The following is a 19,989-nucleotide window of genomic DNA, read 5'->3' on the forward strand; positions in this document are numbered from 1 at the left end:
TCAGCTTTTTCTATAGTAATTATATGTGGACAACTCTTTATATAGAACATTTTTATTCTAAGTTGACAATGCTCTAAATAGGTGAGTATAATATATCATTATACAAACTAAAGATATGGAGGTTATACCCATGAAAGATGCAGTTTACATAACTGGTCATAAAAATCCAGATAGCGATTCTATTTGTTCTGCTATAGCTTATGCAGAATTTAAGAATAAAACCAGTTCACTTAAAGCAATTCCTGTAAGGCTAGGTGAATTAAATAGAGAAACTAAATTTATAATGAACTATTTTAATATGGAAATTCCTGAACTTATTGAAACTGTCAAAACTCAAGTGTCTGACTTAGATATAGACAATACAGTTCCTATCTCTCCTGACACTTCTCTAAAAATGGCTTGGAATATGATGAAAAAATATGGAGTAAAAACGCTTCCTGTAGTAGATGAGAACGATTCGCTATTAGGTATAGTTTCTCTTTCTAACTTAACTTCTAACTATATGGACGTATGGGATAATTACATATTATCTAAAAGTGGAACTAAAATACAAAATATATTAGACACCCTTTGTGCAAAACAAGTTTATATGCATAATGAAAACCCAAAATTAAAGGGCAAAATAATAGTTGCAGCTCTAGATGCAACTGAAATAAAAAATCTAGTAGAAACTGGTGATATAGTTATTTGTGGCAATAGAGAAGACTCTCAGCTAAGTGCCATCGAAAACGGTGCTTCCATACTAATTATAACTGGTAATCATTCAGTTAAAGAAAATATTATACAAATGGCTAAAAACAAAAAAACATCTATAATATCAACCCCATTTGACACTTTCACAGCATCTAGACTTATAATTCAAAGTATACCTGTTAAGCATGTTATGACATCTGAAAAAATAACAGGATTTAGTACAGATGACTTTGTAGATGAAATAAGAGAAATAATGTTAGAAACTAGATATAGAAGTTATCCTGTAACAAATAAAAATAATAAAGTTATAGGTACCATATCAAGGTATCATTTAATATCTAAAAACAGAAAAAAAGTAATCATAATGGATCATAATGAAAAATCTCAATCTGTTCACGGACTTGAAGATGCTGAAGTTTTAGAAATAATAGATCATCATAGAATTGCAGACATACAAACAGGTCTTCCTATATATTTTAGAAATGAACCTGTAGGAAGCACTTCTACTATTGTAGCTTCAATGTTTTTTGAAAATGGCATAAGACCTTCTAAAAAGGTAGCTGGTATTTTATGTGCTGCTATAATATCTGACACACTACTATTGAAATCCCCTACTTCCACCTCCATAGATAAACTCATGTTAAACCGTTTATCAGATATAGCTAATATAGATATAGAGGATTTTGCAAAAGAAATGTTTAAGGCAGGAACTTCACTAGAAGGAAAAACTCCTAAAGAAATATTTAGTCAAGATTTTAAAGTATTTTCTATAAAAGATTACAAAATAGGCGTTTCTCAAGTAGGTACCATGTATATGGAAAGTTTTTTACCTGTAAAAGATGATATACTAGCACTAATGAATAATGTATGCAAAGATAAAAACTTTAATTTAGTTATATTAATGGTTACTGATATTTTAAATGGTGGCTCAGAACTTCTAGTAGTAGGCGAAGACAGTGATATAGTTGAACGGGCCTTTAATGTAAAATTAGACGGTCCATCTATATATCTTCCAGATGTGCTATCTAGAAAAAAACAAATTATACCCCCTTTAACATCAGCTATAAATTCACTTAAATAGTTGATGTTGTAGCATTCAATTACAAAAGCTTATTCTAGTATAATAATTCCATACCAAAAATATAGAACCTAGCACTAATAACATGGTGCTAGGTCTTATATAATAATTCTCATTATATTAGCAAAACTATTTGCTTTTAAACAGCTTTCTAAACTATAAACCATATCTATCTTTTAAGATTATTCGCCATTCCCCACATTTCATCTGCAGTTCTTAGTGCACTAGAATTCAATTGAAATGCCCTTTGAGTCATAATAAGATCACTCATTTCTTCTTCCATTCTAACATTAGAAAATTCTAAATACCCCTGAAGTAAATCACAGTCGTTACTTTTTAAAATTTCTACATTTCCGTCAGAAGGTACATATAAATTTTCTCCTACAGATTTAAATGCATCATCTCCAACAGCATAATAAACACCTATATTACCTATCTTTGTGCTTTTTCCGTCTTCAAGATTTACATACACTTCACCCTTTTCATTTACAGCAAAATTATCTCTTGTAAATCTTATATTTCCATTTATTTCTCTTCCATTTTCATCTGTTATACTAACTAAGTTTCCACTTCCATCCACTAGTTTTCCCTCAGTATTTACTTGAAAACTACCATTTCTAGTGTAAGCAACAGAATTATCTTGCAAATATACTTTGAAGAACCCTTGTCCATCTATAGCAAAATCTGTTTTATTACCCGTTTGATTTAATACGCCTTGCCTTTTACTCCTAATTATACCTGTATTTCTTACCCCTGTACCTACCTGTAAATTTCTACTACCTGTTGACACTGGATATCCTTTTCTATCTAAAGACTCTTGCAATAAGTCCTGAAAACCTACATCTACCTTTTTATAACCTACAGTATTTACATTTGTCATATTATTAGATATTATTTCTAATTTATTTTGCATAGAATTCATAGCTGTTCTAGAATTCCAAAACATTCTAAGCATAAAAATCCCCTCCATAAACTAAACTAGTCTCCAACCACTAATACGCAATTCACAATTTTTATTAATTTTTAATTTACACTACGTACTAGGACTTGATAAAACAGTAATGGCTTGGTATCTATTCTTAATTCTAATTCTCAACTATAAACTCTAAATTATCTAACTTCTCCAACTCCACTTATAAGTTTTCCTAAAGTATCGTCCATAGTTTGTACTACTTTTTGATTTGACTCAAAGTTTCTCATAACCGTCATCATATCTATCATTTCATTTATAATATTAACATTTGATTTCTCAACGCATTCCTGTTTTACATGAGTATTTATAAATGTAGGATTTTTATCTGATGAATAAAGATTATCTCCTATCTTCTTTATTTCACCCTCATTAAATCCTGCAAAGGCAAATCTATAAGCATTCCTTTCATTTAACTTTATATTTCCTAGTGAATCACATGCAATTTTATCATTTCCAACTTTAATAGGTTCTAAATTATTATTTTCATTGAAGCCCAAAACCTTATATCCATTAGAATTAACTAAATTTCCTTGTATATCTACTCTAAAGCTACCATCTCTAGTGTACAACACCTTTCCCTTTTCATCTTGTACTGCAAAAAATCCTTGTCCATCTATAGCAAAATCTGTTTTATTGTTAGTTTCTACAATAGTTCCTTGGGTAAATTTTACTATTACATCGTCTATTTTACTTCCTAGAGATAAATTACCCAATTTTTGTTTAACATTCCTACCATTTATGACTTTGTCATAATTTATCATTGCTGCTTCCTTAAAATCTTTAAACCTAAGATCTTCTTTTTTATATCCATTAGTATTTGCATTAGCTAAATTATTTGTAATTGATTGTTGTTTAGCTTCTTCAGTTATAAGTCCCGATACTGCAGTGTATAATCCTCTAATCATGTTACTTACTTCCTTTCTTATTATTTATAACTCTCATCTCTTCTGGATATTCCATTCCCATACTTCTCGCTTTTTGTTCTATAATTGATTTCTCATAACTTGTATTTTTTCTTCCTCCAACCATTAAAAGAGTAGATATGATCATTCCTATACCAATTCCAATAAGCAGTTTTCTATCACATAAAAAATTTAAAATACTCTTTATTTTATATATAAATCTTTTATTAATAGTGCTTCCCCCTTACTTATATTTAATTTCTGTGCCACCTGATCTATGGTAAATCCCTTCCTTAGAAGTTCCTCCATTTCTAAAACTCTTATGCTTTTATTTCTATTGTTTGTTTCTTTTTCCTCTTTTTTTTCAAAATTATTCTCTGCTTTATTGCCCTCAATTACAACTTCACTTACATTATCTATTTTTGCTTTAAGTTTTGACTTAGAATTCTTTGCTTTTTCTTTATAATATTTCATGTGAGGGCCAATATTTTCTATACTAACACTATTATTATATTCGAGTTTTTTTCTTAATTCTTCAATATCTTTTTCTAATTTATCTATTTCTTCTTTAAATTCACTTCTCAATCTAAATAATTCTACTTCATATTCTTTAGTATTATTTTCTTTCTTTAAAAGTATATTATCAAAACTATTTTTTTCTTTCTTCATGGCACCTAAATTTAAAACTATTAACATTACTCCTATTAAAATTAAAAACAACCACATAAGATCACTCCAAATATTATAGTTCTATTTTCTTTAAATTAAAAATATATATTCAAATACAGTACTTAAGTTTTTTTAACATATTTCTTATGTTTAAAATTGCTCTACTATGTAATTGGCACACTCTAGATTCAGAAACTCCCAAAATCTCTCCGATTTGTTTTAATGTAAGTCTTTCATAATAATAAAGTGATATAATAGTCTTATCTTTCTCTCCTAGCATTGTTATGGCTTTAGTTAAATACTGTATTTGTTCCTTTTTTTCAAAACTATCTATTGGATTGGGGCTATTTTCATCTTCTATAGCATTTTTTAGAGGAATTTCATCCTCCTTTGAAAATATAAGTTCCTCTAAAGATACCAATGATATGTAATTTATATAATTTTCTATTTCACCTAGTTCTTTTAAAGATAGATTAAGTTCTTTGCTTATTTCCTCTTTACTAGGTTCCCTACAATAATTATTTTGTAATTTTTCCACTGCCGAATTATATCTATTTAGCTTGTCCATAGCACCTTTAGATATAGGACTGTTTCTTCTTATTTCATCAATCATTGACCCTCTTATCCTAATAGATGCATAAGTAGAAAATTTCATTCCTTTGGTTTCATCAAATTTTTTCATAGCATCCATAAGACCTAACAGACCATAACTCACTAAGTCTTCATATTCTATATACTTAGTTTTTCCAATTATAACCCTCGAAGCTATGTATTTCACTAGAGGAATATATTTTTTTATTATTTCTTCTCTATTATTAGTGGCTATAGCCATTTCATTGTCCTCCTTTATCTTTTCAATGCTCTTTTCCTCTGCTGTCTCATTATTTCGAAAACATATTTTATTAACTTTTCTCTGGAAGATTCTTGAACATAAGAAAAAGAAACCCCATATACATATAAATTATTTTCCTTTTCATCTTCTCTAACCACTTTACAAATTAAATTCATTTCTTCCCCATATATAGGCAATCTCAAAAATACCTTATTGCCATACTCTAATTTCTCATTTACTTTTAATTTACAACCTCCGCCACTTAAATCAGCTATAATTGCTTTTTGTAATTTATCTTTATTATTTATAAAAAATATTTCTAAATCATTATTTTTAGGTTCTTTTTCCACTAAAGTATAATAGGCATCTAATACATGTTCTATTCTTACATAATTTCTTCTTTGAATTTTTTCATAATATGCTGGTTTTTCTATAACTATAATAGGTACCTTTCCAGTTTCTCGTCTTAAAACTTTACTTTTAAAATAGTACAGTTCCTTTTCATTGTAGTACACTGCCTCTATAAAATCCTCTTCTCTTAAAAATAAATATGAACCTTGTCTTACAGGAATACTTATAGAAATACAATCATCACTTACATCTTGCACATTACTAGAGTAATCGCCATCCTCACCTATTATTTTAATTTTATTATTTAGCTTAATCTCTAGTTTCTTCATTCGCCTACCTCCCAACTTTAAGAAAAAATATTAAAAATCTTCTTAAACAGTCCTTGAATACCTATAGAATTTGGTTTATTTACTTCTCCAGTTAATTTACATGCTATATTTTTTATATCTCTACTGACTTCACTATCGGGATAATTAACTATAAACGGTTTTTGCTCTCTCACAGATTGAATTAAAGCCCTGTCCTCTGAAACCTTTCCAAGATACTCTACATCTATATTCAAAAACTTTTTTACAGCGTTGTCAAACTTTCCAAAGGTTATTTCTCCTTCTCTTTCCTTTATAACTCTATTTACTATAATATTTCCTTTAGGTTTCAACTGAAACTTAGCTATAGCTTTCATTAAACTATAAGCATCAGTTAAGGCTGTAGGTTCCGGAGTAGTTATCACTATAAGCTCATCACACACCGCCACAAATCCTAAAACAGTCCTATTAATACCTGCTCCTGTATCCATAAGTATGTAATCAAATCCATTTAATGAGCTTATTTTGTTTAACAATTCTTCTCTTTGATAATTTGTAAGCTCCTCTATCTTAGATATGCCAGTTCCTCCTGGAAGAAGTTTTACTCCATAAGGTCCTTCTATTAAAATATCTTCTATTTCTACATCATCAAATATGGTATCAAACACAGTATACTTAGGTAAAAAACCCATTAATATATCGTCATTTCCCATTCCTATATCTGCATCTAAAATAAGCACTTTTTTTCCCATCTTTTGAAGAGCTATGGATAAGTTCACCACTATATTACTTTTACCCACTCCGCCTTTTCCAGAAGTTATAGTTATTATTCTAGTTTTCTCCATAGTACTATTTTCCCTATCATTTTCTTTATTTTTCATTAATGTCATTTGTCGCAGTCTCTCAGCTTGGTCTAACATACACTATCCTCTCCTAATACTAGTCTACATATGGAAGGCGAATCTAATTTTTTTATGTCATCTGGTACATTTTGACCGGTAGTTACAAAATTTATATCTTTATTTCCATGATAAAGTATACTTAAAATAGAGCCATAGGAAATTGTTTCATCTAATTTAGTTATTATAATATGATTAAAATTCAGCTTTTTGTATCCTTCTACTATAGTAGAAATATCTTTATTTTTAGTAGTAGCGCTTATAACTAGATTTATACTTTCCGTATTTACCTTATCAACAAACGCTCTAAGCTGAGAAATTTGCATAGAATTTTTACTACTTCTTCCTGTAGTGTCTATAAGTATAACATCACAGTCTTTCATGGAATTCACTGTTTCCTCCATGTCATTTATATCAAAAACTACTTTGAAAGGTATATCCATAATTTCAGCATAAGTCTTAAGCTGTTCTACTGCACCTATTCTATAAGTATCTACAGTTATTAAACCTACTTTTTTATTTTCAACTAAAGAAAGTCTTCCTGCTAACTTAGCTATAGTAGTAGTTTTTCCTACTCCTGTAGGTCCCACAAAAACTATTGGCCCATTCATATCCACCTGAGAAACTTTAATCTTCTTCTCTAAAACTTTTTTAAGTTTTTCTTCTAAGGAAAGATCTTCTTCCATTATATTAACTTCTTCCATTATATCCTCTATAAGTGCTGGTTCTAAATCTAAATCCTCTAGCTTTTCATATAGCGGATCTTTCTTATATTCATCTTTACTATTACTTACTAAACTATTTAATAAACTTTTCATCTGACCCATTTCATCTAAAAGTTTATTAGTTTCTAACTGTTCTTTTACATTCTCTTTTTTTTCATATACACCAGACTGTTTTATTGGGATTTCCATTTTTTCTGTGTAATCTTTTTTTTCCTCTACATTAGCATCATTAACTGCTCTTTTTATGGCCTCCAAGCTATTTATCAAAACATCATCATTAGAAAACGAATTATTTTTTTCTTTTTCGCTATCTACAGCTGCAGTAACCTGAATCAACTTTTTAGAAAAAAAGCCCTTGATACCGGGCTGTCTCACTTTAATTTGGTTTATTATTACTGCCCCTTCACCTAATTCATATCGTATTTTTGAAACTGCCTCATTCATATCTTTTACAATGAACTTTTTTACTTTCATTATAGAGTCACAACCCCTTCTGTTCTAATCTCCACATCATTAGGTATTTCATTTAAAGATAAAATAGTTATGTTTGGAAAAACTAATTCTGTAAGTCTTCTAAACGCTGGCCTAATTTTAGGTGATACTAGAAATACTGGCTGATTATCGTTAAAATAAACATTGTCTAAAATATTTTTCATAGAATTAAATATTTTTTGAGTAATTTCAGGTTCCACTGCTGGGAAAGAACCCTGCACAGATTTTTGTATGCTGTTTCCTATCAAATCCTCTATTTTTGGGTCCAATGTAGCTACAATTATTGATCTATTTTCATCCAATAAAGGATTGCATATACTTCTACCTAAAGCCATTCTCACATACTCTGTTAAAACTTCTATATCTTTAGTATTAATTGAATAATCTGCTAAAGTTTCTAATATAGTTACCATATCTCTTATAGTAACCTTTTCTCTAAGTAAATTTTGAAGAATCTTCTGAACTTCACCTAATGTCATTAGATCCGGTATTAATTCCTCTACTACCGCATTATATTTTTCTTTTAGTGAATCTACTATCATCTTAGTTTCTTGTCTTCCTAAAAGCTCATACGCATGAGTTTTTATAGTTTCCGTTAAATGTGTAACCATCACAGTGGTAGGATCCACCACTGTGAATCCATTTATTTCTGCATCTTCCTTTTGATCTTTATTTATCCAAACTGCTGGGAGTCCAAAAGTAGGCTCAACAGTTCTTATACCTGGCAAATCTATACTTTCACTGGTAGGATCCATACATAATAGCATACTAGGCATTACTTCACCTTTTGCTATGACTGTACCCCTTATTTTAACAGTGTACTCATCTGTATTTATCTGAAGATTATCTCTTATTCTTATAGGTTGTACCACTATTCCCATTTCTATAGCACATTGTCTTCTCACAGAAGCTATTCTTTGAAGCAAATCCCCTCCTGTGGCTTCATCTGCTAAAGGAATAAGTCCATATCCTATTTCTATCTCCATAGGTTCCACTTGTATTAATGTGGATACATTTTCCGGTTCTCTATTTTCAGTTTCTATAATTTCTTGCTGCTCTGTTTCTATTTGCTGAACCATTTTTTCCTTTTCATCTTTATAAAGGAAATATGCACCAGCAGCTAAACATATAGCTAGAATCAAGAAAGGAAGCCAAGGCATTCCTGGTACAAAAGCTAAAAATAACATTACAGCAGAAGCTATTGCAAGTACCTTAGGAAATTTAGTAAGCTGTGATGTAACTAGCGAACCAAAGTTTGTATCACTAGCTGATCTGGTTACTAATATACCAGAAGCAGTAGATATTAAAATGGAAGGAATTTGGCTTACAAGACCATCACCAACAGTTAACCTAACATAAGTTTTGGCAGCTTCTCCTGCAGCCATGTTTTCTACCAAAACTCCTATTATTATTCCAACTATTATGTTTATTATTGTAATAACTATACCTGCTATAGCATCACCTTTTACAAATTTAGAAGCACCATCCATAGCTCCATAAAAATCTGCTTCCATTTGAAGCTTTTTTCTTCTTTCCTTTGCCTGTGCTTCTGTGATAAGACCAGCATTTAAATCTGCATCTACGCTCATTTGCTTTCCTGGCATAGCATCTAATGTAAATCTAGCTGAAACTTCTGATACTCTTCCTGCACCATTAGTAATTACTACAAATTGAATTATTATAAGTATTAGAAATATAGTTATTCCAACTATATAGTTATTTCCTGTTACAAAACTTCCAAAAGCTTCTATTATCTTACCTGCATCATGCTGGCTAAGTATTAACCTTGTAGAGGATATATTAAGTCCTAACCTAAATAAAGTTGTCACAAGAAGCAATGTTGGAAAAGATGAAAATTGAAGCACTTCTGTGGTAAACATAGTCAAAAGTATTATTACTGAAGCAATAGTTATATTAACAGCTATGAGTATATCCAAAACCCAAGTGGGCAAAGGTATTATCATCATAAGCACTATAGCCATAACTCCAAATGCTACGATTACATCTATATTCTTTTTTAAATTACCATTTAATAATCTTCGCTGCTCCAAACCGCTACACCCTTTCTTTTAATCCACAGTCTACACTCTCTAATTCTAAATATTATTAGATTAAAGAATGGAAATATCAAATTTTAAATATTAAACATTTCTTATGTCTCATTTGATATTTAATATTTCTTCCTTAATATTTATTTTTTTGCTTTTTTAGTTTATATACAATAGCTAATACTTCTGCTACTCCTTCATACATTTCTACGGGAATTTGTGAATCTATCTCAACCTCCTTATACATAAGTCTTGCTAGAGGTTTATTTTCAACAATAGGTATTTCATATTCTCTTGCAATTTCTTTTATTTTTGCAGCTACCTCACCTTGACCTTTTGCTACTACTACTGGAGCACTTTGTCCTTCTTCATATTTCAAAGCCACTGATATATGCGTTGGATTTGTGACTATAACAGTAGCATCTGGTACGCTTTGCATCATTCTTTTAGAAGCCATCTCTCTTTGCATCTGCTTAATTTTTCCTTTTATTTGAGGATCTCCTTCATCTTGCTTAAACTCCTCTTTTATCTCCTGCTTAGTCATTCTTAATTCTTTATTGTACTGACGCTTTTGATATATAAAGTCCATAAGTGAAATAGCAATCATTACTAAAGTTACTTTCTGAAAAATTTCTACCACCAATTTTTTTATAGCGGGTGGAATGTAATTGATTCCTGAATAACCTAAATTCAAGATATAACCATAATTTTTCATTAAATACTTGTAACCCACAAAGGCTACTACAAAAATCATAGCTAAATCTTTAAAAAGTTCTACTAAAGTTCTCATGGAAAATATTCTTTTTAAACCACTGAGAGGGTTCAATTTTTTCAAATCTGGTTTTATGGTTTCTTTTGTAAAAAGAAAACCACTCTGTATAAAATTAGCTATAATTCCCATTATTGCAATAGGTATTGCTACAGGTAATATAACTAAAGCCGCTCTTACCATTACAGTAAGTAAAATAAATTGCATATTATTAGAATCTATATGCATATTAATATAGTTATTTAAAAAAGCTACCATATCTTCTCTTAAACTATTTAATATAAAATCTCCTAATGCGACCAATACTATGGTAGATGCTAATAGTGTAAATGTTAAACCTAGTTCTTTACTCTTTGCTACTTGTCCTTTTTTTCTAGCATCTTTTTTCTTTTTAGGAGTAGCTTCTTCCGTTTTATCCTCTGAGGTAAATATTACAATTACAGGCGCTATGCTTATAATTCTTCGCATTATCAACGGTATTTTATCAAAAGACTCTACTATAAAATGAATTAAAGTAGGTATAGCTATGGATATGGCCATTAATCCCACCAATATTTTTATAGGTAGTCCTAATATCATAACGTTTAATTGAGGAACTGTTCTTCCTACTAAAGCTAGTGTTAAGTCTGTAATAATTATAACGAGTATAATAGGGAGAGCGATTTTAAATCCTATAGTAAAAAAGTCTATAAAACCTTTTATAACCATCATGGAAGACTCATCTGTAAGTAAGAGTTTGCCTAAACTCCCTACAGTAAAACTTTCTGATAGAGTTCTTATTAATATGTGGTGACCATCCACTAAAAAAAACAATATTACAGAAAGCCAATACATTAAATTACTAAGCACTGTTACATTACTTCCTGTTTGAGGATCAAACATATTCATCATAGCAAAACCTATTTGAACATCTATAAGTTGTCCCGCAAAGCTAATACTAAAAAAACAAAATCTAACTATGTATCCTAGCATTAATCCTGTTAAAATTTCATTTAAGCAATAAAACATAAGAGTTGCCCCACTGTCTACCCCTGCTAAAGCGGAATAATTTACTGTGGAAACAAGAACATAAGCTAATATAGCACAAAATCCTATAGTTAAAGCTTTAGGTGCACCCTTAGGGAAAAAAATAGGTGATGCTATAAATAACGATGTAATCCTTAAAAATATAAGTAAAAATGCTGTAAAATATGCTACGTTTAACAAAATGCCTCACCTACTGAATTAAATTTGCAATAATATCAAAAATTCTTCTAGTAAATCCATTCATTACATGCATCATCCAAGGAGCTGTTATAAGTCCTACTATTGCCACTGCAATTAGTTTAGGTACAAAAGTTAAAGTTTGCTCTTGTACTTGAGTAGTTGCCTGTAAAATACTAACAAATAGCCCTACCAGTATTCCTGTAATTAAAATAGGTGCTGATAAAGTTAATGCTGTTGAAATAGCATCCTTCATAACTGAAATAACCATATTCTCTGTCAATTAACTCACCTCATCTAAAACTTAATATTAATGATTTTACAATTAGATACCATCCATCTACCATTACAAAAAGTAATAACTTAAAGGGCATTGATATCATAACTGGTGGTAACATAAACATTCCCATTGACATAAGTATACTTGCCACTACTAAATCTATTATCAAAAATGGTATGTACAATAGAAAACCTATTTCAAAGGCTCTTTTTAACTCACTTATAGTAAAAGCAGGTATTATAGCATGTAAAGGTAAATCTTTAAGTTCCACTTTTTCATCAATTTTTGCTGTTTCTTTAAATAATTGTAAATCCTTTTTTCTAGTCTGTTTTAACATGAAATCTTTTAAGGGTTTTGTTCCTTTGTCCATAGCTTCCTGCTGGGTAATACTGCCCTTTAAATAGGGCTGTATAGCTTCTGAATTTATCTTTCCTACAGTAGGTGCCATTATAAATACAGTTAAAAACAGCGCTAATCCTATAATAACTTGGCTAGGTATAGATTGCTGAGCTCCTAAAGCACTCTTTAAGAAGGAAAAAACCACTACTATTCTTACAAAACTAGTCATCATTATTATAAAAGAAGGCAATAATGTAAGAATTGTAAACATTATTAGTATCTTAATATTGTCTACATATTCCTTAGGCGTGTCAGCTCCATCTACAGAAAAGTTCACCTTAGGCACTGGAATATTGGTATTAGATGCTGCATATGCCCTGCTTCCAGAAAAAATCCACAAGCATGTTATAAATAAAATCACAAATGTGATAATTTTAGTATTTTTTTTCATATCATTCTTTCCTCTTCTTAAATCTTCCGTAAAATTCTTTTAAGTCTTTATATTGAGGTATTTTTTTGCCTTTCTCAATCTCTAAAAGTTCTTCCTCTGAAACAGGCATAAGTATTTCTATACCTTTATTAGTATTAGAAATAACATACCCTTTTTGTCCAATTTTCACCACCAAGATACTGTTATCTTTAGATAGTTGAACTCTTTCAAAAATCTTTATGTATTTGCCATTTTGCATATTTCCGATTTTACTTCCACCATATTTTAAAACTAAATATATGCTTAAAAGTATAAAAGGGAAAAAACATATAAGCTTTATTATCATCATGAAAAATTCTTTGTCCATTTTGAATCTTCCTTACTGAATTATTATGTTATCAAAATTAACATTCATTATTTCACCCTTGTACAATTTAGAGTTAATTTTATCTAAAAGCTCTTTTTTTAATTTTTCTACTCCCTTAACATCTAGTTCTGTACTTTTTTTACTCATCAACTCTAAATTAACTGCATCTCTTAAGGTAGATTTTCTTTCTTCAACTTCTTTAGCTAATTTCTTATTTTTCTTAGGATAGGATATATAAATATTTAACTTTATATAACTTTTTGAATTTTCATCAGCTAAATTCACTGTAAATTCTCCTAATTGAAAGAAACTCTCTTCAACCAAAGGAGCCTTTTTTGTTTCTCCGGTATTTACTGCCATAGATGCGGAAGCATTTTTAGTGGCAATATAATAGCCTCCAAAAGCAAAACCTCCTGCAACTATTAAAAATAAAATAACAATAATAAACTTCTTTCCCTTACCAGTACCTTTATCTTTTTCTTTATCTTTCATTTTATTTTGCCTCTCCTTTTTTACTATCAGTAGTTGTTGTATCTTCTATAATTATATTTACTCTTCTATTTTTTGCTCTGTTTCCATCATTATTATTAGGCACTATAGGCCTGTACTCCCCATATCCTGCAGCAGTAAATCTATCAGGGTCCATTTTACTTACTTCCACAAAATATTTAAGTACATTTACAGCTCTAGCAGTAGACAATTCCCAGTTACTTGGATACCTATAATTGCTTATAGGCATATTGTCCGTATGCCCTTCCACAATAACATGACTTTTAGGAAACTTTTGCAAAATAGTACTTATCATATTTAATACTTCTGAACTATTTTCTTTTACTTCACCTTTTCCTATATCAAATAATACATTTTCCCTAAGTCTTAAAACTACTCCCTTTGGATCCTTAAGAACTTCAATTTTATCTTTCATTTTATTTTCTTTTACATATTTAGATACTTCTTCATACATAGATTTTTTATTAGCAGATTCATTTTGCCCATCAGATACCATAGGTTCACCAACTATAGGTACTTCACCTGATGAACTTTGATAATCCAAAATGGAATTACTTCCTGTACCAGAAAGAACACTTTGCAAAGAGCTAGCTATTTGTCTGAATTTGTTTGCATCTACAGTAGACATAGAATATAAAAGAACAAAGAAAGTAAGTAAAAGGGTAATAGTATCTGAATAGGTAGTTAACCATTCCTCTCCTGTTAACCCTGAACCTCCATTTTTCTTTTTTCTAGACATTTGACAATACCTCATCTCCTGAAACTTGAGTTTCATTAAACTTTATTCTTTCCTCTGGTGATAAATAAGAAACTAATTTTTCTTGTACAATTCTTGGGTTTACACCAGATTGAATAGCTAAAACACCTTCAAGCATCATTTCTCTGCTTGCAACTTCTATGTCTGTTTTATAATTTAAATTAGCTGCTATAGGATTAAAAATTAAATTAGCCATTATAGAACCATAAAATGTAGTAATAAGGGCCTTAGACATGCCTGAAGCTAGTGAAGATGAATCACTTAAATTAGCAAGCATCTGTATAAGACCTATTAATGTTCCTATCATACCAAAAGCTGGTGCATAAGCTGCCCATGCCTTAAACATATCTGCTCCTTGCCTATGTCTTCTTTCCATTTCATCTATTTCTAATTCCATAACTTCTCTTATAGTTTCTGGCTCTATACCATCTATAACCATTTGAAGACCTTTTTTTAAGAAATTATCATCTATCTCTGTAATTCCATCCTCCAATGATAAAAGACCTTCTCTTCTAGCCTTTCTAGATAAATTTATAAATTCTCCTATAATCTCGCCACTCTCCATAGTATGTTCTTTATAGGCCTCTGTGTTTACTTTAATCATCTTTTTTAATTGTGCAATGGGATAGTTAATTAATAAAGCTGCAAAAGAACCTCCTAATGTTATAAATATAGAACCTGCATCAAAGAAAGTCATCATCTTTTTAGCTAAAGAACCACTTCCACCTGTAATCATTCCAAAAAGAACACATAGAACACCTGCTAACATACCTATGCCTGTCATTATGTCTTGCTTCTTCATAATAATGCCTCCTACAAATCACCTGAAAATATCTTTCTTTTGTATTTTATTACTTCATTAACAACAGAATCCACACTTTCTAATACAATATACTTCTTACCATTAATAAGGGTAATAAGAGTCTCTGGAACTTCTTCTATTTCTTGAATATGTTCCGCATTTAATATAAATTTCTTATGGGTCATTTTTGTAAGTTGAATCATTAAAACACACCCCCTTTTTTTTAGTGGACTAGGGGGCTAGAGGGCTAGTGGGCTAAGATTAGTTTGCTAATCAAACTAATCCCAAATCCCCAATGGCTAATCCCTGCTCCCTAGCAACCTAAACTAATTAAAATACTTTTTATTTTAGTATTATTATCTCTTTAAATTAATAATATCTTGTAGTATCTCATCTCCTGTAGTTATCATTTTACCACTGGCTTGAAAAGCTCTACTAGCTACTATCATATCTGTAAATTGTTCTGCTAAGTCTATATTTGACATTTCTAACATTCCCTGCATCATATCTCCATAGCCATCACTATTATCTATCATTGGATTACTGCCTATTCCACTTCTTATATTAGGTTCTCCAGAGTTAGCAGTATTTTGATACATATTTTTACCTAATTTTTTTAACCCACTTGTATTTCTAAAGCTAGCCATGGCTATTTGTCCAAGAGCTGAAACCTTACCATCATCAAGAGTAGCTTTTATGACACCATCTTTTTCTATAGAGAAACTAGTTACTTTTTTGTCTCCTTCTGATGATAAAACATATGACCAACTATATTTCTTTTGTTCATCAGTTATTGCTGGAGTTGATGTATCTGATGGTAATTTACTTACATCTATATTTAATTTAGTATCTCCCAGTATTTTACACAATCCTTCATCTTTTGCAGCATTTGTTATATCTGTTTTATTATTAAACTCTTCTGCTTTCCCATAATTTTTTCCATTTACAAATACATTAAAGGTACCTTTTGAAGGATCTGCAGAATCCTTTACCCATTTAATCTCTATTTTTGCATCTTGTGTCCCTTTATACTTGTTATCCCCACTATCTATACCTATAGTAGGAAATTTGTCCTTATCTAAAGTAGCATCTACGGTGCCTGTGTAATTTAATTTTGTATTTTTAGTAGCATCAGCATTATTATTTAGTACTTCAGCTTTTACATATATAGCCTCTGGTATTCTAAGTGGTACTAATGTATCTGTAGCTTTTATCCCATTTTCCGAATCCACATCTACAAAATTACAAACTCCATTAGCACTATACTCTATACTATTTGCTCCCATATTATTTCCATTGGCATCTTTAAGGGTTACTGCATACCCCATAATTCTATATCCATCTGAAGTTAATAAATTCCCTCTATGGTCTAGTGTGAAGGAACCATCTCTTGTAAAGCTAACTTGCATTCCATTACCATTCATTGTATGTTCATTTGGATCTACTTTTATACCTGAAGCATTAGTTTCTGGAATAGGACCTCTTCCTACTATAAAATATCCCTCTCCATCAACTCCTACATCAAGAATTCTTCCTGTAGGCTGCATCATTCCTTGACTCATCAAAGTGTCTATTCCTGCTAGTTGAACTCCAAGACCAACTTGTCTAGGGTTAACACCTCCCTGATTTCTTCCAGGTCCTATTGCTTCACTCATACTTTGACTTAACATATCTTGAAATCTAACCCTAGAACCTTTAAATGCTGTAGTTCCAACATTAGCTATATTATTACCTGTAACATCAAGCTTGGTTTGATTAACTCTCATTCCGCTAATACCTGAATACATTGATCTTAACATTTATATTCCTCCTAAAATTAATTTTAATCATTACTTTTCAATGTAGCTCCCCTTTTAAACTCTAGACAGCTAGCAAACTAATCCTCTCTTTGCTTCCGTCAATCCACAAAGATTGAGCTTCCTTTCGGTCCAGCTCTTTTTTATATTAGTACTACAGTATCTAAATTTGTAAATACGCTCATTTCTTCCTTAGGCACTGCTGTTATTATTGTTCTGTTTTTTATATTAGTTATTAGAGCAGTGTCTTTGTACAATATTAAACATTCTCTTCCATCTTTTTCACAAGCTTTATTTATAGCATTGTTTATCTTCTCCATATCCTTTTCAGAAAATTTTATTTTTCTACTCTCCAATCTTTTAGATGCATGATTAGATATAGTAAATCCATTTTCTCTATCTATGGCTTTTTCTAATATTTGCTTAAAATTTACATCTACTTTTCTCTTATCGTTATAACAACTTTTGCTGCCATTGAAAGGAGCGTTCAAATTTTCTACGGGATATAGCTTTCCATTTACTACTCTGTATCCCATACTATCAATATCCTTTCTGTATAAATCTATTTTTGCTTAAAATATTTGTTTATTTCTTTTCACTATCTCCATCTTCATCAGAAGACATGCCAACTTTAGTAACTGCGTCATAAGGGATAGTTTTTTCTTTAATTTTTCCATCTTCTTCCACTAAAACTGTTAAGTTAATTCCACTTGAATTCCTAGAAATTCCCTTCACTATACCAGAATAAGTTTTTTCTACTTTTTTTCCACTTTCATCCACTTCATTCATTACCGCTTCAATTCTTTTATCCATCATATTTGAAGCTAGTAAAAATCCAACATTTGAGTTGATATAATCCAGTCTATCATCATTTAAATGAATTACATCCTGTACTGCGGAAAAATTGTAGTCTTTATACTTAATTTCACCATTTTCAACCACTTGGACAGTTAATTTAACTTCATCTCCATTTTTATTCACACTAACTACTTGTCCACCATATTGTACCCCTCTGCTGTCATAATCATTTAAAGCTACTACTTTACCTACAAGAGACTGCGCACTGGAAAATGTCATGGTAGTATTCAAATTAGTCATCTGTTCTAAAGATGAAAATTGTGCTAATTGAGATACAAACTGTGTAGAATCCTTAGCGTTAGTTGGATCTTGATTTGATAACTCAGCTGTAAGTATCTTTAAAAAAGAATTTTTATCAAGTTCCTGCCCTTTTTTTACAATTCTTGTACCTCGTTTTGTAGCTCTGGAAGTTTCATAATTCCCTGAAATTCCACTATAAATCCCAGTGCCATTTGAAGTCTGTGCTTTTACAGGCATATAAAATACCTCCTATTCATTTTAAGTGTTTCTTAAAAACTTTGTTTTTCATTTAAAAATTAAACTTTAGTATTTAAGTTTCCATTGTAATTTTCATCTACAACCATGGTTTCTTGTTCATCACCGGCTGCCACATTATCATTGGAGTGAGTTGAATTATACTTTGTCCCTTCATTTCCTTCTCTTTGATTATCTCCCATGAACTGTCCACTGAAGAATGTAGTATCACCATTATAAACATTTATTTCTGCCGGTTGTATTTTTAAATTAGCAGTGGTTAATTTTTCACTAATTTCTCCTAAATTAGAATTTAATAAGCTGTATGTTTCTTTGTTTGTAGCATTTAACGCTAATTTTATTTTTCCTGATTCCATAGTTAGTCTTATAACTATTTCTCCTAATTCCTTAGGCATAACTTTAACAGTTAAATTTTTCAAATTATTATTTTCCATGTACTTTATACTTTTAACCATATCTTGCACTATATTTGCTTTTGCAACCATTTTGTTTTCATTTACTTCAACAGATACATTTTTATCTATTGAACTAAATTTATTTACTTCTCCCAAGTTAGTTAGTTTTGTTAGTTCCACATCTTTATTTTTAGGTTCGTTATGCTTTTCTCCATGCTCAATTAAATTCTTTAAGAAACTTTCTTCCCTAGATAAGGTATTATTTTGTAATTTAGTATTTGTTATATTGTTTCTATTTGTTATGTATTCTGCAACATCTATATTTTTCTGAACTGGTTCATTACTTTTTATTTCTTTTTCCAATTCTTCACTTATAAATTTAATTAAATCTTTTACGTTTAAATTCTCCTTGTCTGTAGGCACTTGCTTATTAATTTCCCTTTGGATTTTTCCAATTAACTTTTCTATTGCATTTTGAGAAACTAAAACAGGCTCACCATTTTCAAGAAGAAGCTTTAACTTTGCAATATCTTTGCTGTCATTTTCATTTACCTTTGTAGATTGATGCAAAAGATTATCAAAAGTCTTACTAATCATATCATTTATTTTTTCTTTTTTATCCAAATTTACTTGATCCTTAAACTGTTCAGTATTATCTAAACAATTCTTTTCATGTAAAAGTTGGTAAAGAATTTCTAATATGCTCATTAAATTTTGACTATCTTCTGATAAAAGTTCTTTTTCATCTTTATCTTCAGAAATAGACTTCTTTGTTTCCTCTTCTAATCCTAATTTAGAATTTATACTTTCTTCTCTTTCTGATGAAACTTCAGTATTTAAACACTTTTCTTCACAGTTTATTTTACCTTTGGAATTACTATCTACTTTTTCTCTTAATTTTTCTTTAAAGAAATTTTTTTCCTCAGTCTTAGGTAATTCTTTACAATTTCCTCTATCATTAGATAGATTTTTTACTGGAATTTCTATGGAACTAGACGTAGTATTCGTTATTCCTACCATT

22 protein-coding genes are annotated in these 19,989 nt (G+C 30.2%); 1 reads left to right on the forward strand and 21 read right to left on the reverse strand.

Going from position 1 to position 19,989, the window contains the following annotated elements:
• The first annotated feature begins 130 nt into the window (after positions 1-130).
• On the forward strand, positions 131-1,774 hold the full coding sequence (locus C1715_RS13020; RefSeq protein WP_102400908.1) for a putative manganese-dependent inorganic diphosphatase: 1,644 nt from the start codon (positions 131-133) through the stop codon (positions 1,772-1,774).
• Between the two features lie 166 nt (positions 1,775-1,940).
• On the opposite strand, the gene C1715_RS13025 is transcribed toward C1715_RS13020, so the two are convergent.
• The 21 genes from C1715_RS13025 to C1715_RS13120 all read right to left on the reverse strand — a co-directional run bounded on the left by C1715_RS13025 (position 1,941) and on the right by C1715_RS13120 (position 19,988).
• A complete protein-coding gene (locus tag C1715_RS13025) occupies positions 1,941-2,726 on the reverse strand; it encodes a flagellar hook-basal body complex protein (protein WP_102400909.1) in 786 nt (261 codons plus the stop codon).
• A 155-nt stretch (positions 2,727-2,881) separates the two neighbouring features.
• On the reverse strand, positions 2,882-3,649 hold the full coding sequence (locus C1715_RS13030; protein ID WP_102400910.1) for a flagellar hook-basal body complex protein: 768 nt from the start codon (positions 3,647-3,649) through the stop codon (positions 2,882-2,884).
• A 1-nt stretch (position 3,650) separates the two neighbouring features.
• Complete coding sequence (locus tag C1715_RS19490; RefSeq protein WP_180964084.1) at positions 3,651-3,794, reverse strand: hypothetical protein; 144 nt, start codon at positions 3,792-3,794, stop codon at positions 3,651-3,653.
• 56 nt (positions 3,795-3,850) lie between these two features.
• On the reverse strand, positions 3,851-4,372 hold the full coding sequence (locus C1715_RS13035) for a hypothetical protein (RefSeq protein WP_102400911.1): 522 nt from the start codon (positions 4,370-4,372) through the stop codon (positions 3,851-3,853).
• A gap of 52 nt (positions 4,373-4,424) precedes the next feature.
• Positions 4,425-5,147: a FliA/WhiG family RNA polymerase sigma factor gene (locus tag C1715_RS13040; protein ID WP_102400912.1), complete on the reverse strand. Its 723-nt coding sequence runs from the start codon at positions 5,145-5,147 to the stop codon at positions 4,425-4,427.
• A gap of 14 nt (positions 5,148-5,161) precedes the next feature.
• The gene (locus C1715_RS13045) at positions 5,162-5,827 is read right to left on the reverse strand and encodes a flagellar brake protein (RefSeq protein ID WP_102400913.1); all 666 of its coding nucleotides are present in this window, start codon (positions 5,825-5,827) and stop codon (positions 5,162-5,164) included.
• 17 nt (positions 5,828-5,844) lie between these two features.
• Positions 5,845-6,723: a MinD/ParA family protein gene (locus C1715_RS13050; RefSeq protein WP_102400914.1), complete on the reverse strand. Its 879-nt coding sequence runs from the start codon at positions 6,721-6,723 to the stop codon at positions 5,845-5,847.
• Entirely contained in the window at positions 6,717-7,901 is a 1,185-nt protein-coding gene (gene flhF / locus C1715_RS13055) for a flagellar biosynthesis GTPase FlhF (protein WP_102400915.1), read from the reverse strand. Before flhF ends, C1715_RS13050 begins: the two co-directional genes overlap by 7 nt.
• The gene (gene flhA, locus C1715_RS13060; protein WP_242971953.1) at positions 7,901-9,970 is read right to left on the reverse strand and encodes a flagellar biosynthesis protein FlhA; all 2,070 of its coding nucleotides are present in this window, start codon (positions 9,968-9,970) and stop codon (positions 7,901-7,903) included. Before flhA ends, flhF begins: the two co-directional genes overlap by 1 nt.
• 133 nt (positions 9,971-10,103) lie before the next feature.
• On the reverse strand, positions 10,104-11,942 hold the full coding sequence (locus C1715_RS13065; protein WP_102400916.1) for a fused FliR family export protein/FlhB family type III secretion system protein: 1,839 nt from the start codon (positions 11,940-11,942) through the stop codon (positions 10,104-10,106).
• 10 nt (positions 11,943-11,952) lie between these two features.
• The gene (fliQ, locus tag C1715_RS13070) at positions 11,953-12,222 is read right to left on the reverse strand and encodes a flagellar biosynthesis protein FliQ (RefSeq protein WP_102400917.1); all 270 of its coding nucleotides are present in this window, start codon (positions 12,220-12,222) and stop codon (positions 11,953-11,955) included.
• Positions 12,223-12,232: 10 nt separating this feature from the next.
• A complete protein-coding gene (gene fliP / locus C1715_RS13075) occupies positions 12,233-13,009 on the reverse strand; it encodes a flagellar type III secretion system pore protein FliP (RefSeq protein WP_102400918.1) in 777 nt (258 codons plus the stop codon).
• A 1-nt stretch (position 13,010) separates the two neighbouring features.
• On the reverse strand, positions 13,011-13,355 hold the full coding sequence (locus tag C1715_RS13080) for a flagellar biosynthetic protein FliO (protein ID WP_102400919.1): 345 nt from the start codon (positions 13,353-13,355) through the stop codon (positions 13,011-13,013).
• A 12-nt stretch (positions 13,356-13,367) separates the two neighbouring features.
• Positions 13,368-13,847: a flagellar basal body-associated FliL family protein gene (locus C1715_RS13085; RefSeq protein ID WP_102400920.1), complete on the reverse strand. Its 480-nt coding sequence runs from the start codon at positions 13,845-13,847 to the stop codon at positions 13,368-13,370.
• 1 nt (position 13,848) lies between these two features.
• Positions 13,849-14,604, reverse strand: coding sequence for a flagellar motor protein MotB (locus C1715_RS13090; protein ID WP_102400921.1), 756 nt, complete (start codon positions 14,602-14,604; stop codon positions 13,849-13,851).
• Positions 14,597-15,424, reverse strand: a complete 828-nt coding sequence (locus C1715_RS13095) for a motility protein A (protein WP_102400922.1) — start codon at positions 15,422-15,424, stop codon at positions 14,597-14,599. Before C1715_RS13095 ends, C1715_RS13090 begins: the two co-directional genes overlap by 8 nt.
• Positions 15,425-15,435: 11 nt before the next feature.
• Entirely contained in the window at positions 15,436-15,627 is a 192-nt protein-coding gene (locus C1715_RS13100) for a flagellar FlbD family protein (RefSeq protein ID WP_102400923.1), read from the reverse strand.
• Positions 15,628-15,780: 153 nt separating this feature from the next.
• Positions 15,781-17,223, reverse strand: a complete 1,443-nt coding sequence (locus C1715_RS13105; protein ID WP_102400924.1) for a flagellar hook protein FlgE — start codon at positions 17,221-17,223, stop codon at positions 15,781-15,783.
• Positions 17,224-17,363: 140 nt separating this feature from the next.
• Positions 17,364-17,756: a TIGR02530 family flagellar biosynthesis protein gene (locus C1715_RS13110; protein WP_102400925.1), complete on the reverse strand. Its 393-nt coding sequence runs from the start codon at positions 17,754-17,756 to the stop codon at positions 17,364-17,366.
• A gap of 49 nt (positions 17,757-17,805) precedes the next feature.
• The gene (locus C1715_RS13115; protein ID WP_102400926.1) at positions 17,806-18,555 is read right to left on the reverse strand and encodes a flagellar hook capping FlgD N-terminal domain-containing protein; all 750 of its coding nucleotides are present in this window, start codon (positions 18,553-18,555) and stop codon (positions 17,806-17,808) included.
• A gap of 59 nt (positions 18,556-18,614) precedes the next feature.
• Entirely contained in the window at positions 18,615-19,988 is a 1,374-nt protein-coding gene (locus C1715_RS13120) for a flagellar hook-length control protein FliK (RefSeq protein ID WP_180964085.1), read from the reverse strand.
• Between the last annotated feature and the right edge of the window lies 1 nt (position 19,989).

The organism is Haloimpatiens massiliensis (assembly GCF_900184255.1).
Classification (GTDB): domain Bacteria; phylum Bacillota; class Clostridia; order Clostridiales; family Clostridiaceae; genus Haloimpatiens; species Haloimpatiens massiliensis.

What these genes read in the sequence shown, in the direction of transcription:
- C1715_RS13085 (WP_102400920.1), bottom strand. Translation starts at nt 13,847, where the DNA reads ATGAAAGATAAAGAAAAAGATAAAGGTACTGGTAAGGGAAAGAAGTTT.
- C1715_RS13090 (WP_102400921.1), bottom strand. Translation starts at nt 14,604, where the DNA reads ATGTCTAGAAAAAAGAAAAATGGAGGTTCAGGGTTAACAGGAGAGGAA.
- C1715_RS13095 (WP_102400922.1), bottom strand. Translation starts at nt 15,424, where the DNA reads ATGAAGAAGCAAGACATAATGACAGGCATAGGTATGTTAGCAGGTGTT.
- C1715_RS13025 (WP_102400909.1), bottom strand. Translation starts at nt 2,726, where the DNA reads ATGCTTAGAATGTTTTGGAATTCTAGAACAGCTATGAATTCTATGCAA.
- C1715_RS13100 (WP_102400923.1), bottom strand. Translation starts at nt 15,627, where the DNA reads ATGATTCAACTTACAAAAATGACCCATAAGAAATTTATATTAAATGCG.
- C1715_RS13030 (WP_102400910.1), bottom strand. Translation starts at nt 3,649, where the DNA reads ATGATTAGAGGATTATACACTGCAGTATCGGGACTTATAACTGAAGAA.
- C1715_RS13115 (WP_102400926.1), bottom strand. Translation starts at nt 18,555, where the DNA reads ATGCCTGTAAAAGCACAGACTTCAAATGGCACTGGGATTTATAGTGGA.
- fliP (WP_102400918.1), bottom strand. Translation starts at nt 13,009, where the DNA reads ATGAAAAAAAATACTAAAATTATCACATTTGTGATTTTATTTATAACA.
- C1715_RS13020 (WP_102400908.1), top strand. Translation starts at nt 131, where the DNA reads ATGAAAGATGCAGTTTACATAACTGGTCATAAAAATCCAGATAGCGAT.
- C1715_RS13035 (WP_102400911.1), bottom strand. Translation starts at nt 4,372, where the DNA reads ATGTGGTTGTTTTTAATTTTAATAGGAGTAATGTTAATAGTTTTAAAT.
- C1715_RS13040 (WP_102400912.1), bottom strand. Translation starts at nt 5,147, where the DNA reads ATGGCTATAGCCACTAATAATAGAGAAGAAATAATAAAAAAATATATT.
- C1715_RS13050 (WP_102400914.1), bottom strand. Translation starts at nt 6,723, where the DNA reads ATGTTAGACCAAGCTGAGAGACTGCGACAAATGACATTAATGAAAAAT.
- C1715_RS13110 (WP_102400925.1), bottom strand. Translation starts at nt 17,756, where the DNA reads ATGGGATACAGAGTAGTAAATGGAAAGCTATATCCCGTAGAAAATTTG.
- C1715_RS13105 (WP_102400924.1), bottom strand. Translation starts at nt 17,223, where the DNA reads ATGTTAAGATCAATGTATTCAGGTATTAGCGGAATGAGAGTTAATCAA.
- C1715_RS13045 (WP_102400913.1), bottom strand. Translation starts at nt 5,827, where the DNA reads ATGAAGAAACTAGAGATTAAGCTAAATAATAAAATTAAAATAATAGGT.
- C1715_RS13080 (WP_102400919.1), bottom strand. Translation starts at nt 13,355, where the DNA reads ATGGACAAAGAATTTTTCATGATGATAATAAAGCTTATATGTTTTTTC.
- C1715_RS13120 (WP_180964085.1), bottom strand. Translation starts at nt 19,988, where the DNA reads ATGGTAGGAATAACGAATACTACGTCTAGTTCCATAGAAATTCCAGTA.
- C1715_RS19490 (WP_180964084.1), bottom strand. Translation starts at nt 3,794, where the DNA reads ATGATCATATCTACTCTTTTAATGGTTGGAGGAAGAAAAAATACAAGT.
- flhF (WP_102400915.1), bottom strand. Translation starts at nt 7,901, where the DNA reads ATGAAAGTAAAAAAGTTCATTGTAAAAGATATGAATGAGGCAGTTTCA.